Genomic DNA, 14,518 nt, shown 5'->3' with positions numbered 1-14,518 from the left:
GACCCCTCAGCGCAACACGACAGGGTGGTGGCTGCGGCTGATCGGGTGCATAACCGACAATGTCGCGCGTGGATGTCCCCACGCCGCGTGACGACGATCAGGAACCATCACTCTTCCGTGCCACCGACCGTGGACGCCGATCGCTGCGCCATGCACAGCTCGTGCTGGGGCTGCTGGCGATCGCCGTGGCCGTGCTGGTCGGCGGCGCCGCCGCAGCGCAACAGGTGGTTCCGGCCCCCGCGCCGGGCACCACGCTCGTGACGGCGGAACTGCTCGAGCCGTCGCCGCTGCCCGAGGTGGCGATGCTGAACTCCGCCCTGACCACCCGGGCGCGCTGGACGGCGCCGGGCGGCACCCAGCACACCGGACAGCTGCCGGTGGTGGCCGGGCTCGCCAAGGGCGATCACGTGCCCGTCGCGGTGGACGCCGGTGGCAGCGTGGTGGACGCCCGCGTCGGCGCTGCCGACCCCCTCCGCGCCGGGCTGGTGGCCGGGCTCAGCACCCTGCTCGCCTGCTGGGCGGTGCTCGCCCTCGCGGTGTCGCTGTGCCGGTCGCGGCTCGACGCCATCGACGCCGAGGACTGGGAGACCGGCTGGGCGAGGGTCGAGCCGGAGTGGAGCGGCCGCGCCTAGCTCCGGGGCTCGCCCGGCGCCGGCACCGTGCCGCCCTCGATCACCAGCCGCCCGTCGGACGGACGCGGCTCCTCGACCACGTCGCCGTCCACGACCGTGCCCTGCGAGCGGATGCGCGCCGTCTTCAGCCCCGGCGAGCGCCGCTCCGCGGCGAGCACGAGCCTGCGGCGCACGAGTGATCTAGTGGGCGGGAGCAGGAGCAGCAGCCCCGCCACGTCGGTGACCAGGCCCGGGACGAAGAGCAGCACACCACCCGCGGCGACCAGCATCCCATCGGTCACTTCCGCCGTGGGCACCTTGCGGTTGGCCATCGCGTCACCGATCGCCTGCGCCGCACGCAGTCCCTCCCGGCGGGCGAGCCACAGACCGAGGATCGATCCGGCCACCAGGACGAGCAGCGTCCAGCCCAACCCGATCACCGACCACAGCGCGATGAGCGCAACGATCTCGACGACGAGGTACAGGAGGACGAACGCCATACCGTAGTAACGCACGAGATGGCCTCCGTGCTCCCGACCTCGTGGTCACGGATCGGTCACCCGAGTGAAACATCCGCCCTGGCCGGGCGGCCGTTCACCAGGTGAGAGCGAGCGACGGATCGGTGAGCAGAGCGCCGACGTCGGCGAGGAAGCGCGACCCCTGCTCGCCGTCGACCAGTCGGTGGTCGAACGACAGCGCGAGCTGGCAGACGGTGCGGACCGCCAGTTCGCCGTCGACGACCCACGGCATCGGTTTGATGGCCCCCACCGCGAGGATCGCCGCCTCACCCGGGTTCAGGATCGGGGTGCCCGTGTCGACGCCGAAGACCCCCACGTTCGTGATCGTGAAGGTGCCGCCGACGAGGTCGGCCGGGAGCGTCCGGCCAGCCCGTGCCGTGGCGGTGAGCTCGCCCAGCGCCGCGGCGAGCTCCCGCAGGGTGAGCGTGTCGGCGTCGCGCACCTTGGGGACGATCAGCCCCCGCGGGGTGGCCGCCGCGATCCCGAGCTGCACCCGGTCGTAGTAGACGATCTCGCCCGCCGCCTCGTCCCAGGACGCGTTGACCTCCGGGGTACGCCGGGCCGCGAGGCACACCGCCTTGGCGACGAACGCCAGCGGCGTCAGCCTGACCTCGGCGTACTCCCGCGTGTCACGCAGCCGGTCGCGCAGGGCCATCGTCTCGGTGATGTCGACGGCCAGGAACTCGGTGACGTGCGGCGCGGTGAATGCGCTGCTCACCATGGCCGCCGCGGTGGCCTTGCGGACCCCGCGGATCGGCTCGCGCCGCACCCCACCGGCCGAGGGCGCGGGGGCGGACGCGGCTGCGACGGGCGCGCCGGCTGCGGCCGTGACGTCCTCCCGCGTGATCACGCCACCAGCACCGGTGCCGGCGAGGGATCGCAGGTCCACGCCGAGGTCCTTCGCGAGCTTGCGGACCGGAGGCTTGGCGAGCGGGACCGGACCCCCGCTCGTCCCGTTCCGCGCACCCTCGTCCGCACCGACGGCACTCTCGCCCGGCAGGTCCGGACCGGCGCGCCGTTCGTCCGGCTTCGGGGGTGCGGGGTGTGCGGAGGCGGGGGCGCGGCGGGGGCGGCGCTGGACCGAGCCCTGCCGGGGGCCGTAACCGACGAGCGTGGCGATACGGCCGTCCGCTCCCGCCTCCCCGATCTTCGCGCCCGCCTCCGCGGTGTCGCCTGGCGCCGGGGCGGGGGCAGGAGCGGCTGCCTCGGCGGTCTCGATCGCGATGATCGGGGCGCCGACCGGGACGGTCTGGCCCGGCTCGACCAGCAGCGCCCCCACCGTGCCGGCGTACGGGCTCGGCAGCTCGACCGCGGCCTTGGCGGTCTCGATCTCCACGATGACCTGGTTGACGGTGACGGTGTCGCCGGGGGCGACGTGCCAGGTGACGACCTCGGCCTCGGTCAGCCCCTCGCCGACGTCCGGCATGGCGAACTCACGACGCATCCCCGTCACCAGGCCAGTGAGCGGTCGACGGCGTCCAGCACCCGGTCGAGATCGGGGAGGTAGTCCTCCTCGCACTTCGACGGCGGATAGGGGGTGTCGAACCCCGCGACCCGGATGACGGGCGCCTCCAGGGAGTGGAAGCACAACTCCTGCACCCTCGCCGCCACCTCGGCGGTGATCGAGGATTCCGACGGAGCCTCGGAGACGACGACCAGCCGCCCGGTACGGCGGACGGACTCGACGACAGGACCGAGGTCCAACGGCGACAGCGCGCGCAGGTCGATCACCTCGATGTCATGGCCATCGGCCTCGGCGGCCGTGGCGGCCTCCAGGCACGTGCGCAGCACCGGGCCGTAACCCGCGAGCGTCAGCGTCGAACCGGGACGTGCGACCCGTGACGCGAAGAGTGGCATCGGCGTGGCATCGAGATCGACCTCGGCCTTCTCCCAGTACCGCCGCTTCGGCTCGAAGAAGATGATCGGGTCGTCGGAGGCGATGGCCTGCTGGATCATCCAGTAGGCGTCCACCGGGTTGGAGCACGCCACGACCTTCAGTCCCGCGATGTGGGCGAAGAACGACTCCGGCGACTCACTGTGGTGCTCGACCGCACCGATGCCGCCGCCGAACGGGATGCGCACGACCACCGGCATCCGCACCTTTCCCTGCGAGCGGAAGTGCAGCTTCGCGAGCTGGGAGCTGATCTGGTCGAACCCGGGGAAGACGAACCCGTCGAACTGGATCTCGCACACCGGCCGGAAACCCCGGATCGCGAGGCCGACGGCGGTGCCGATGATCCCCGACTCCGCCAGCGGCGTGTCGAGTACGCGCTGCTCGCCGAAGTCCTTCTGCAGCCCGTCGGTGACCCGGAAGACGCCGCCCAGCTTGCCGACGTCCTCTCCCATCACGAGAACCTTCGGGTCGCGCTCCATCGCCGCGCGCAGACCGTCGTTCAGCGCCTTGGCCAACGTGAGAACGGTCATCTCAGGCCCCTTCCCCGCTCGCGCCGGAAAGGGATCCCTCCGGCTCGAACGACTCGTGGTAGGCGAGGAACTCCTCCCGCTGGGCGTCGACGGTGGGCGAGCCTCCCGCATAGACCTCGGAGAACATCCGGTCAGGAGCGGGCGGCGGCATCTGTAGGCAGAACTCGCGGAACCGGGCGGCCAGCTCGTCGGACTCGGCCTGCACCTCCGCGAAGAACTCCTGCCCTACGCCGTGCTCGCGGACCAGGTTGACCCGCACCCGCTCGATCGGGTCCTTGAGCTTCCACAGCTCCAGTTCGTCGGCCAACCGGTAGCGCGATGGGTCGTCCGACGTGGTGTGCGCGTCCATCCGGTAGGTGAACGCCTCGATGAGCACCGGCCCGTTGCCACTGCGGCACTCCTCCAGCGCCCAGCGCGTGACGGCCAGGCAGGCGAGCACGTCGTTGCCGTCGACCCGGACACCGGGGAAGCCGTACCCACCGGCCCGCTTGTAGAGCGGCACCCTGGACTGACGCTCGGTGGGCTCCGAGATCGCCCACTGGTTGTTCTGGCAGTAGAAGACCACCGGGGCGTCGTAGACCGCGGCCCACACGAAACCCTCGTGGACGTCGCCCTGGCTCGTGGCGCCGTCGCCGAAGAAGCAGATCGTGGCCTCGTTGACCGATCCCGCGTCGGCCCCGTCGCCGACCGCGTTGCCGACCCGGCCCTCGAACCGCTGGCCCATCGCGTAGCCGGCGGCGTTGAGGCACTGGTTGCCGATGACGATCGTGTAGAGGTGGAATCTGGTGGCCTTCGGGTCCCAGCCGCCCTGGTCGGTGCCGCGGAAGATCCCGAGCAGCTCGGTGGGATCGATTCCCCTGGTCCAGGCCACCCCGTGCTCCCGATAGGACGGGAACGCCATGTCCTGGGGCTGCAATGCGCGACCCGCGCCGATCTGCGCGGCCTCCTGCCCGAGCAGCGGCACCCAGATGCCGAGCTGACCCTGCCGCTGCAGTGCGTTGGCCTCGCGGTCGAAGCGGCGCACCAGCACCATGTCGCGGTAGAGCCCACGCAGGGCGGCGACGTCGAGGTCGGTGGCGTAGCGGTCGAAGCGGGAGTCGGACACCCGCTCGCCCTCGGGCGTCAGGAGCTGGACGAGATCGGGGGCGCCCTCGTCGGTGCCCTTCAGGCCGGCCAGCACCTGCTCGCGGCTCGGGTGCTGCTCGGCGCCCAGGGTGGCGGGCGGTACCCACTCATGCGGGACGGTCACGGTTGCCTCCTCGTGCTCGGGACCCGCAACCGCTCGTGGCGGCACGGGGCGGGCGCGTGTTCGAACCCGACGCCCGGGTGAGGGCGCCGCATCCGGGCGCTGGCGCAATCCTGGCACGATCGACCCAGCGCGTGGGAGCAACGTCCGCACGCACGAACGGCACGTCCCCCAGCCGGGGACGTGCCGTTGTCGGACCTGCAGTCGGCGCTCAGCGCTCCGGTGTTCCCGGGTACGACTGGCCGGGCTGCGGCGTGGTGCTGCCGGGGGGCCGGTTGAAGTTCGCGGGGCGCTCGTAACCGGGGTTGTACCCGTTGCCGCCGGCACCGGGGGTCTGCCGGATGCCGGCAAGGCCCTTCGCCTTCTGGGCGACGCCGCTGATCTGGCCCGAGTACTTGCCCTTCGTCTGCTTGTCGACGAACTGGGCGGCCTGGTCGACGAACTTCGCCGCCTGCTCCGGGTTGCTCTTGGCGTAACGGCGCGCGACCTCCGCGACCGTGGCCAGGGTGGCCAGCTTTCTGAACAGCGGCATTGCGCTCCTCCGTGGTTGTGGTGCTACCGCGGACAGCGCGTCGACGCTGTCCTTGTTGTCCTTGTACCCAGCCTAGCGCCGTCGCTCACCTGGCATCCTCAAGGCGTCACGGAGCGTGACGTCACACAACAGTGACCAATCCGTGAGTGCCCATACGGGGGTGAAATGGCAGCATCCCGGCGTAGCTCCCCGTCAGGTACCGGAGGTCATCGTGCACGTCACCACTCGTTCGTTACCGACCGTGCTCGCCGCTGCTGCGCTGACAGTAGTCCTCGCCGGCTGCGGCGCCACCGGGGACGGCAGCGGTGGCGCATCCCCCGACTCGGCGACCGCAGGGGCCCTCCCGGCCGCACCGAAGGACAACGCGCTCGCGGCGATGGTGCCGGCCTCGGTCGCGAGCGACGGCAAGCTCGTGTTCGGCACGGATGCGTCGTACCCGCCCAACGAGTTCACCGCCCAGGACGGCACCACCATCATCGGGATGGACGTGGACCTCGGCACGGCCGTGGCCCAGAAGCTGGGGCTCACTCCGGAATTCCAGAACAGCGCGTTCTCCGGGATCATCCCGGGTATCGAAGGTGCTCGCTACGAGCTGGGCATGTCCTCGTTCACGGTCAACGACGAGCGCGTCCAGACCGTGGACATGGTCAGCTACTTCTCGGCCGGCACCAGCCTGGCGGTGAAGGCCGGTAACCCGGACGCCATCACGGCCGACAACCTGTGCGGCCGTGGGGTCGGCGTGCAGGCAGGCACCGTGCAGGTTGACGACATCGCCGCTCGCAGCAAGGCCTGCACCGACGCGGGCAAGGCGGCGATCCAGGTCACCGAGCTGCAGCAGCAGACCGACGTGACACTCGCGCTGACGTCGAACCGCATCGCCGCGATGCTGGCCGACTCGCCCGTCGCCTCCTACGCCGTCACCACCACCAGCGGGGCCGTCGAGGTGATCGGGGAGCCGTGGGACACGGCGCCCTACGGGATCATCCTGGGCAAGAACCAGGGGCAGTTCGCCCAGGCCGTGCAGGGTGCCCTGCAGTCGCTGATGGCCGACGGGACCTACAAGACGATCCTCGAGAAGTGGAACGTGTCCAACGGCGCGATCACAACTTCCGAGATCAGCAGCTGAATTCGCGGCGGCGGGGCTCCCGTTAGGTACCGGAGGTCAAGGTGTACGCCACCCGTTCGTCACCGACTGTGTTCGTCACGGTTCCCCTGGCGGCACCGTCGGGTGGTGGGGGACCCAGGGGACGCAGTGCCGTACGGCATCATCCTGCAAGAACTACTGGCAGTTCGCCCGAGCCGTGCAGGGTGGCTGTGAAGTCCCCGATGACCGACGGAACCTACAAGACGATCCTCGAGAAGTGGAACGTGGCCAACGGCGCGACATCCACGTCCGAGATCCGGAGCTGATCTCGCAGTGACCACCTCCCCGCCCGTGGAGACGACGCGGCGGCCGCCGCCGATCAAGGCCGTGCCCGTGCGGCACCCCGGCCGATGGCTCGCGGTCGCCGTGCTGGCCGTGCTCGCGGCGATGCTCGTCAACACGATCCTCACCAACCCCGGCTTCCGCTGGCCGGTGGTCGGTGAGTACCTCTTCTCCCCTCCGGTGCTGAACGGCCTGAGCAACACGCTCGTGCTGACCGTGCTGTCGATGGCGATCGGCATCGTCGGCGGCATCGGGCTCGCGATCATGCGGCTGTCGCCGAACCCGGTGCTCTCCAGCGTCTCGGCCGTCTACATCTGGCTGTTCCGCGGCACGCCGCTGATCGCGCAGCTGCTGTTCTGGAACTTCCTGGCCGCGCTCTACCCGCGGCTCGCACTGGGCGTCCCGTTCGGCCCGGAGTTCATCTCGTTCGACACGAACCAGCTGATCAACCAGTTCGCGGCGTGCCTGCTCGGCCTGGGTCTCAACGAGGCGGCCTACATGGCCGAGATCGTGCGCGGCGGGCTGCAGTCGGTGGACAACGGCCAGTCGGAGGCAGCGGGAGCGCTGGGCATGTCCCGGGCGCAGACGCTGCGGCGGATCGTGCTGCCCCAGGCCATGCGGGTGATCATCCCGCCCACCGGCAACGAGACCATCTCGATGCTGAAGACCACCTCGCTGGTGGTCGTGATCGGCTACTTCGAGCTCCTCACCTCTGTGCAGCGGATCTACTCCACCAACTTCCAGACGATCCCGCTGCTCATCGTGGCCGCCGCCTGGTACCTGGCGCTGACGTCCGTGCTCTCGATCGGGCAGGGCTTCATCGAGCGCCACTACGGGCGGGGCACGAGCCTCGGACCCACGGGCTCACGGCTGTTGCCGTGGCGGGCCCCCGAGCAGGCACGGTGACGACATGACCACACCCATGGTCGAAGCGACCGAGGTCCACAAGAGCTTCGGGCACGTCGAGGTACTCCGCGGCATCGACATGACCGTCATGCCCGGCGAGGTCGCCTGCATCATCGGCCCGTCGGGGTCGGGCAAGTCCACGTTCCTGCGCTGCATCAACCACCTCGAACGCATCGACGCCGGCGCCATGCGGGTGAGCGGCCAGCTCATCGGCTACCGCGAGTCCGGCGGAAAGCTCCACGAGCTGCGCGAGTCGGAGGTCGCGCGGCAGCGGCGCGACATCGGCATGGTGTTCCAGCGGTTCAACCTGTTCCCGCACAAGACGGCGCTGGAGAACGTCGTGGAGGCGCCGCGCACGGTCCGGCGGGAGCCGAAGAAGCGGTCGCTGACACGCGCGATGGAGCTGCTGGATCGCGTAGGCCTCTCGGACAAGTACGACTCCTACCCCTCCCAGCTCTCGGGAGGGCAGCAGCAGCGGGTGGCGATCGCGCGGGCGCTGGCGATGAACCCCCGGCTCATGCTGTTCGACGAGCCCACCTCGGCGCTGGACCCCGAGCTCGTCGGCGAGGTGCTCGACGTGATGCGCGGTCTGGCTCGCGAAGGCATGACGATGGTCGTGGTGACCCACGAGATGGGGTTCGCCCGCGAGGTCGGCGACACGCTGGTGTTCATGGACGAGGGCCGCATCGTCGAGGCAGGCGATCCGCGCCAGGTACTCACCAACCCGCGGCACCAGCGCACGCAGGCGTTCCTGTCGAAGGTGCTGTAGGAGGGTGCTGAACAACTCCGCCCGTAGCGAGCGGTGATCCAGGTGCAGTGTCCTTGCGGGACACCCGCACCCGGGCGATCGCAAGGCGGAGGAGGGGCCGATACCGCTGTTGTATCGGGCCCGACGACAACGCCGCGAGGGCGCCGCCTGGGCGCGCAGTAGGGCCGGGTTGTTCAGCGCGCTCCTGATCAGCGGCGGGCGCCGCGGCGCAGCGCGTGCACGGTGGCGTCGGCCCGGCCCCTGGCGCCGATCTTCGAGTAGATCCGCGTGACGTGCTGCTCCACCGTGGACACGCTGATCGACAGCTCGGACGCGATCTGCTTGTTCGCCCGGCCGCCGGCGATGAGGTCGAGCACCTCGGCCTCGCGGGCGGTGAGCCCGTCGGGATCCGTGCCTTCCCGCGCAGGGCCGCGGTCGAGCGCCAGCGCCAGCACCTCACCGGGGGACAGGTCCTGGCCGCTCGCCCAGGCCGAGGAGAACGCCGCCTCGCCGAGTCCGGCCCGCGCCGAGGCGACCGCTTGGCGCATCCCCTCCTGGTCGGGTGCGGAGACGTAACCGCCCGCGTCGACGCGCGACAGCAGCGCCTCCGCGGCCGAGAAGAGCCGGACCGCACGCGGTACGTCGGCGTCCACCGTGGCGAGCCCCTGCAGGCAGAAGGCCACGTTCGGCGCGTCACCCACCTCGGCGGCCAGTCGCAGCCCATCCCGGAAGTGGGCGGCGGCGTCGGCATCGCGCCCGGTGTCCATGGCCACGCCGGCCAGCAGGTGCGACGCCATCGCCGCACCCTCCCGGTCACCCACCGACTCGGCCAGGTCGAGCGCCCTGCGTCCCTGCGCCTCCGCCCGGTCGAGCCTGCCCTCGCGCCGGGCGACCGTGCCGAGGAAGCACGACATGAACGACGCCGCCCATGGCTGCCCGCAGGACAGCGCCAGCCCGACACCCCGCTCGAGCAGCTCGACGCCCCGCTCCTGCTCGTCGAGGCCGATCGCGGCGAACCCGGCGCTGCTCAACGCGTAGGTCTCGACAGCGGTGTCGCCCGCACCGTTCGCGAACCGGATGCTGGAGCCGAGCAGGTCGGCGGCCGTCCGGTAGTCGGCCTGCCCGCAGGCCATCGTGCCGGCCACGTACATCGCCCGCGCCCGTGCCTGCGGCGACAGCGGGCCGGCGAGAGCCTGCTCCATCGCCTGACGGCCCTCGCTGAACCGGCCGCGCAACCACCAGAACAGCCACACGTTCCAGCCGAGCCGCGCGAGGCGCTCCCCGTCGCCGGTCCGCGCCAGCGTCGCGACCGCTCCGCGCAGGTCCGGCTCGGCGTCGTCGAGGCGGTGCAGCCAGTCCAGCTGCTCGGGGCCCTGGAGGCCCGTGGCCGCCTGCCCGGTGAGGGCGAGGACGCACGCGGCGTGCGTGGCCAGCGCATCGGCCATCGCGTCCTGCTCGTCCAGGAGCGCGAGCCCGAACTGGCGGACCGGTTCGAGCATCCGGTACCGGGTGGTCCCACCTGCGCCGGCGCCGGCCTCCGCCACCACCAGTGACTGGTCCACCAGCACGGTCAGCAGGTCGAGCGGACGCTGGTCGGCCGGGGCGGCGGCCGCGGCGGCGTCCAACCCCCACCAGCCCGAGAACACCGACAGCCCTGCGAAGAACAGCCGCTGCGGATCGTCGAGCAGGTCGTAGCTCCAGCGCAGCGCCGCCTCCAGGCTGCGGTGACGGGGCTCGACGCCGCGATCGCCGCCCGCGAGGAGCTCGAGCTGGTCGGACAGCATCGCGGCGATCTCCGGAGCAGCGAGCACGGTGATCCTTGCGGTGGCGAGCTCGATGGCCAGCGGGAGACCGTCGAGTCCCCGGCAGATCTCGCCGATCGCCTGCGACGTGGCGGGCGTCAGCGAGAAGGCGGGCAACCGGTTGCGGGCACGCTCGACGAACAGCCGCACCGCATCGCCGTGCAGCAACGGCGGCACCCGCCATACGATCTCACCCGGCAGGCCGAGCGACCGCCTGCTGGTCGCGAGCACACGCACGCGCGGGCACCCGGCCAGCAGCGCGTGGACCAGCGCCGCCGCGGCCTCGACGACGTGCTCACAGTTGTCGAGCAGGACGAGCAGAGTGCGCTCACGCAGGGCACGGGTGAGCACGTCCGGCGATGGGACGCCGGGCTGCTCACGCACACCGAGGGCCTGCGCGACGAGCTGCGGGACGAGGTCGGCGTCGCCTGTGGCGGCCAGATCGACGAACCAGCAGCCCTCCGGGAACCGGCCGAGCGCCTCCGCGGCGATACGGGTGGCGAGCCGCGTCTTGCCGCAGCCGCCGGGGCCGGTCAGCGTGATCAACCGCTGCTCGGCGAGCGCAGCCGTGACGGCGGCAACCTCCGCGCCACGCCCGACGAAGCGTGTGAGGTCAAAGGGCAGGTTGTGGACACTGTCCTCGGGCACGACCTGCCACGCGGAGGCGGCGCCGGTCGTCCTGGCCACGGCCGGATGCTTCCACAGCGGCGCGGCCCGGACCATGTGACACGGGCCCCGTGACCCGCTCGGCGGAATCCCCGATCGCTCAGATCCCAGCCCTGACCTGCGCTGCAAGAGCCGCCCGAGTCGGGACACCGAGTTTGCCGAAAGCCCGCCCGAGATGTGTCTCGACGGTTTTGACCGACAACATCAGCTCCTCGGCGATCTCGCGGTTGGTGCGGCCGGTCGCGACCATCAGCGCGATCTGGTGCTCGCGGGGGCTCAGCACGTCGCGGGCGGTGCGTCCGGCTCCACCGCTGCGGATCCCCCGCAGCAGGGCGGCTGCCTGTGCACCGAGCCCGGCGGCCCCGCATCGGGCCAGCACATCGGCCGCCTCGCCCAGCTCGGCCGTCGCACGGGACCTCTGTCCGGCAGCGCCCAGCGCGATGCCGGCGAGCGTGCGGGAGCGGGCCGCCTCGACAGGGTTGCCCGCGCCGTCGAGCAACTCGGCGGAGCGCAGCGCCAGGCAGGCCGCCCGCGCGTGCTCGCGGTGGGCGTTGCGGACGGCCGCTGCCGCTCGCAGCGCCCACCCGGTGCGGCCCGCGAGACCGAGACCGGCCGCCGCCTCCTCGGCCCGCTCGGCCCAGACCGTGGCGTCGGCCCGGCGCCCGGAGCGGATCTCGACGTCGGTCAGCAGCGCGAACCAGTAGGGCCGTTGGCTCCGGGGGATCAGTGGGAGCTCCGTTCCGCCTCCGGCCTCCCGCAACGCCGCGATCCCCGCGTCCTGGTCGCCTGCCAGGAGCCGCACTTCCGCGGTGGTGGCAGCGATCTCGGGGGTGGTCCCGGGCAGCCCGCGCGCCCTCCGGCACAGCCGCGCCGCCCCAGGCAGGTCCCCGGCGACGATCGCGGTGGCGCAGCGGCTCCAGAGCGCGCGCAGACGGCTGTCGGGTGCCCCTATCGACCGCGAACCGGCGATGGCCGCGTCGCCGCTGCGCGCGGCCTCGGCCAGCGTGCCCGTCCAGGTCAGCGCGACGGCGAGGGCGGAGCGCGCCTCGGGAAGCAGGTGGACCTGGCCGGTCTGCTCGGCGAGGGCGAGCGCCCGGCGCAGGTGACGGCATGCGGGGTCGGGCCACTCGATCGTGATCTCGCTCCGGCCCAGCAGGAGCAGGGCGTCGATGTGCGAGGCGAGGACGTCGTCCGGGAGAGGATCGAGAAGTGCGGCCGCCTCGTCGGCCGCCGCAGCTGTCTCGGCAACGGAGCCGCCCCGACGGGCCGCGCCGGCCAGCAGCGCAGCCGCCGCCCCCTGCAGGGCCGGGTCCGTGCCGGCGGCGCCGCGGGCCCGGCTCGCCCAGCTCCGTGCCTGCTCGTGATCGGCAGCCCACAGGTGAGCCGCACTGATCGCCAGTCGCAGCCGGGTGGCGGTGGCCGAGTCGGCGTCGGGAACGGCGTCCAGGGCCGCGGTGAGCAGCCGCACCGCCTGCGGCCCCTGGCGCGTGTGCCCGCCGAGACCCACGGAGTTCGGCTCAGCGGGAGAGATACGGGCGCGTGCGTCGGCACAACGCCGCGGGACGGCCGACCTGTACGCCGCGCGCCGCAACACCGGGCGCCGGAACGTGAAGCACCGGGGGACCTCGGTCGCCCGCACCAGGTCGCGGCTGCACAGCTCGTCGAGCAGGTCGAGGGCCTCCCCCTCCGGCAGTGCGGCGGCAGCCGCGGCCCGTCCGATCTCGAACGGGTCCCCGACGACGGCGGCCGCGGTGAGCAACCGTGCCGCGGAGACCGGCAGCGTGCCCAACTCCTCGCGCAGCGACGCGACGATGCCGCTCGGCACTCCCGGCCCGGAGCCGTCCGGCCCGTCGGACGGCTCCGCCGCCGAGCGCGCGAGCTCGCGCAGGTAGAATGGGTTGCCTCCGCTCTCCTCGCGGATCCGGGCCCGCTCGGGATCGGGGAGGCGGCCATCCAGCAACGCATCGGCCTGATCGGGGGACAGGGGACCGAGCTCGACCGTCGACAGCGTGCCGGCCCGTTCGGCGGCCCGCAGTGCCCGCAGCAGCCTGCGCGGGGCGTACTGCGGTCGCAGCCCCATCCCCAGGAGCACGCGGTGACAGGGCGGGTGGCGCAGCATGCGGTCCACGAGCTCGACGGTGGCCGGGTCGGCCCGGTGAACGTCGTCCACGACGACGAGCAGCGGTGCCCCGCCGGCGGACAGCGCCGCGAGGTGCGGCGCCTGCCCGTCCCGGCCGACCCGGCCGACCACGACGAAGAAACCCGCAGCCTCGGCGCTCCCCGCTAGATGCTCCAGCAGCAGGGTCTTGCCGATGCCGGGCTCGCCGCACACCACGAGGGCATGCGACGAGCCTGCGGCGACCTCAGCCACGATGACGTCGGCGAAAGCCTGTTCGACCTCGCGCCCAACCATCGTGGCGGGTCCTCCCCGTCGTGGTTCCGAACGGCCCGCACACCCCCTCAGAGCGGGCCACATGCAGCCTGCCCCGACCGCATTCGCGGGACCATCAGGGATAACCCCTATGCGGTACCCCTGGGACTCCGGCACGGCGCGGCTCCCTCACCGCGACGGGACGAGGAGACCGCCGACAGCAGCGCGGGTGCGGGCACCGAGCTTCCCGAGCACCCCGGAGACGTAGCGCTCCACGGTCTTCTCGGCCAGATGCAGTGCGGCGCCGATCTCCCGGTTCGTCCGGCCCTCGGAGACGAGCGCGGCGACCACCCGCTCCCGGTCGGTCAGCTCGTCCCGCGCTCGCCGGCGTGTCTGCGGCCGCAGCACCCGACGCACGACGATCCTGGCGCCCTCGGGGGCGCGGGCGCAGCCACGGCAGCCCGGCGCGGTCCCCCGGTGGGCCTCCGGAGGGCTTCCGGCAGCGTTCCTGCCTGCAGCCACCAGGTCGAGGACGTCCCGAAAGGTGGCCCGGGCTTCGCCCGGCCGGCCGGCGTTCTCGAGAGCGAGGGCCCGCCGCGTGAGCAGAACGACCCGCTCGGTGGGGGTGGGGTGCGGCAACAGGCGCAGCGCATCCGCGTACCACTGCGCGGCATCGCCGGGTACGCGCGCCGCGACGTCGTCGGCGGCGCGGATGAGCAGCCCGGCGGACGTGCGGTCACCCGGCCGGGCCGACCGTGCGGCATGCGGGGCGCGCTCGGCCGGCGGCGCCCCGGAACGTGCGAGCACACCGGCGGCTCTCGCGTGCGCGCCGGTGTTCCACCCGGGTCCGGTGTGGTCGCGGACGATCCCGAGCAGCAGCGGGTGCCGGAACCGGAACGTGTCGATCGAGTCGGCCGGACGGACGAGGCCGGCGTCGACGAGCTCGTCGATCGCGGGCCGCACGGGACTGCCCGCCGCCACGGCTGCCAGGTCGAGATCGAACGGGTCACCCACGACCGCCGCGCCCTGCAGCAGGCATCGAGCCTCCCGACCGAGCTGCTCGATCTCCTCGATTACCAGGTCCACCACCGCCCCCGGGACTCCTCCGCCGTGGCGCGCCATGTGGAGCAGGTGGAACGGGTTGCCCCCGCATCGGCGCACCAGCGCGGCACGCCGCTGCACCAGCCGGGCCGGCGGGGCGACGAGCCGTGCGGCCGCCCGGTCGTCGAGCGGACCGAGCTCGACCCGCTCGACGAGACCGGATACGG

General features: G+C 72.4%; 12 protein-coding genes. 4 read left to right on the top strand and 8 right to left on the bottom strand.

Annotation, left to right across the window (positions count from 1 at the left end; all coding sequences use genetic code 11):
• The first annotated feature begins 68 nt into the window (after positions 1 to 68).
• Positions 69 to 632, top strand: a complete 564-nt coding sequence (locus MMF94_RS12980) for an Rv1733c family protein (RefSeq protein ID WP_241036623.1) — start codon at positions 69 to 71, stop codon at positions 630 to 632.
• Here MMF94_RS12980 and MMF94_RS12975 read toward each other — a convergent pair.
• From MMF94_RS12975 to MMF94_RS12955, 5 genes are all read right to left on the bottom strand, one after another.
• Complete coding sequence (locus MMF94_RS12975) at positions 629 to 1,126, bottom strand: FxsA family protein (protein ID WP_241036622.1); 498 nt, start codon at positions 1,124 to 1,126, stop codon at positions 629 to 631. The genes MMF94_RS12980 and MMF94_RS12975 overlap by 4 nt on opposite strands.
• Positions 1,127 to 1,205: 79 nt before the next feature.
• Positions 1,206 to 2,573 carry a dihydrolipoamide acetyltransferase family protein gene (locus tag MMF94_RS12970; protein ID WP_241036621.1) on the bottom strand — a complete coding sequence of 456 codons (1,368 nt, stop codon included), beginning with the start codon at positions 2,571 to 2,573 and terminating at the stop codon, positions 1,206 to 1,208.
• A gap of 5 nt (positions 2,574 to 2,578) precedes the next feature.
• On the bottom strand, positions 2,579 to 3,553 hold the full coding sequence (locus tag MMF94_RS12965; protein ID WP_241036620.1) for an alpha-ketoacid dehydrogenase subunit beta: 975 nt from the start codon (positions 3,551 to 3,553) through the stop codon (positions 2,579 to 2,581).
• A gap of 1 nt (position 3,554) precedes the next feature.
• Complete coding sequence (gene pdhA / locus MMF94_RS12960) at positions 3,555 to 4,802, bottom strand: pyruvate dehydrogenase (acetyl-transferring) E1 component subunit alpha (protein WP_241036619.1); 1,248 nt, start codon at positions 4,800 to 4,802, stop codon at positions 3,555 to 3,557.
• A 208-nt stretch (positions 4,803 to 5,010) separates the two neighbouring features.
• Positions 5,011 to 5,331 (bottom strand): antitoxin, encoded by a 321-nt coding sequence (locus tag MMF94_RS12955; RefSeq protein WP_241036618.1) that lies wholly within the window; start codon positions 5,329 to 5,331, stop codon positions 5,011 to 5,013.
• Between the two features lie 211 nt (positions 5,332 to 5,542).
• On the opposite strand from MMF94_RS12955, the gene MMF94_RS12950 reads away from it, so the two are divergent.
• The 3 genes from MMF94_RS12950 (at position 5,543) to MMF94_RS12940 (ending at position 8,432) form a co-directional block, all read left to right on the top strand.
• Positions 5,543 to 6,457, top strand: coding sequence for an ABC transporter substrate-binding protein (locus MMF94_RS12950; RefSeq protein WP_241036617.1), 915 nt, complete (start codon positions 5,543 to 5,545; stop codon positions 6,455 to 6,457).
• 291 nt (positions 6,458 to 6,748) lie between these two features.
• Positions 6,749 to 7,663 (top strand): amino acid ABC transporter permease, encoded by a 915-nt coding sequence (locus MMF94_RS12945; RefSeq protein ID WP_241036616.1) that lies wholly within the window; start codon positions 6,749 to 6,751, stop codon positions 7,661 to 7,663.
• 4 nt (positions 7,664 to 7,667) lie between these two features.
• On the top strand, positions 7,668 to 8,432 hold the full coding sequence (locus MMF94_RS12940) for an amino acid ABC transporter ATP-binding protein (RefSeq protein ID WP_277398717.1): 765 nt from the start codon (positions 7,668 to 7,670) through the stop codon (positions 8,430 to 8,432).
• 188 nt (positions 8,433 to 8,620) lie between these two features.
• On the opposite strand, the gene MMF94_RS12935 is transcribed toward MMF94_RS12940, so the two are convergent.
• The 3 genes from MMF94_RS12935 to MMF94_RS43750 all read right to left on the bottom strand — a co-directional run bounded on the left by MMF94_RS12935 (position 8,621) and on the right by MMF94_RS43750 (position 14,372).
• Positions 8,621 to 10,900: an ATP-binding protein gene (locus MMF94_RS12935; protein ID WP_241036615.1), complete on the bottom strand. Its 2,280-nt coding sequence runs from the start codon at positions 10,898 to 10,900 to the stop codon at positions 8,621 to 8,623.
• Between the two features lie 79 nt (positions 10,901 to 10,979).
• The gene (locus MMF94_RS12930; RefSeq protein ID WP_241036614.1) at positions 10,980 to 13,292 is read right to left on the bottom strand and encodes a LuxR C-terminal-related transcriptional regulator; all 2,313 of its coding nucleotides are present in this window, start codon (positions 13,290 to 13,292) and stop codon (positions 10,980 to 10,982) included.
• 147 nt (positions 13,293 to 13,439) lie between these two features.
• Positions 13,440 to 14,372 carry a helix-turn-helix transcriptional regulator gene (locus tag MMF94_RS43750; protein ID WP_420852433.1) on the bottom strand — a complete coding sequence of 311 codons (933 nt, stop codon included), beginning with the start codon at positions 14,370 to 14,372 and terminating at the stop codon, positions 13,440 to 13,442.
• Positions 14,373 to 14,518: the final 146 nt, after the last annotated feature.

It is taken from the genome of Pseudonocardia alaniniphila, assembly GCF_022524485.1.
In the GTDB taxonomy this organism is placed as follows: Bacteria; Actinomycetota; Actinomycetes; order Mycobacteriales; family Pseudonocardiaceae; genus Pseudonocardia; species Pseudonocardia alaniniphila.
The sequence above is the reverse complement of the archived record's forward strand: the minus strand, read 5'-3'. Positions and strand labels throughout refer to the sequence as shown.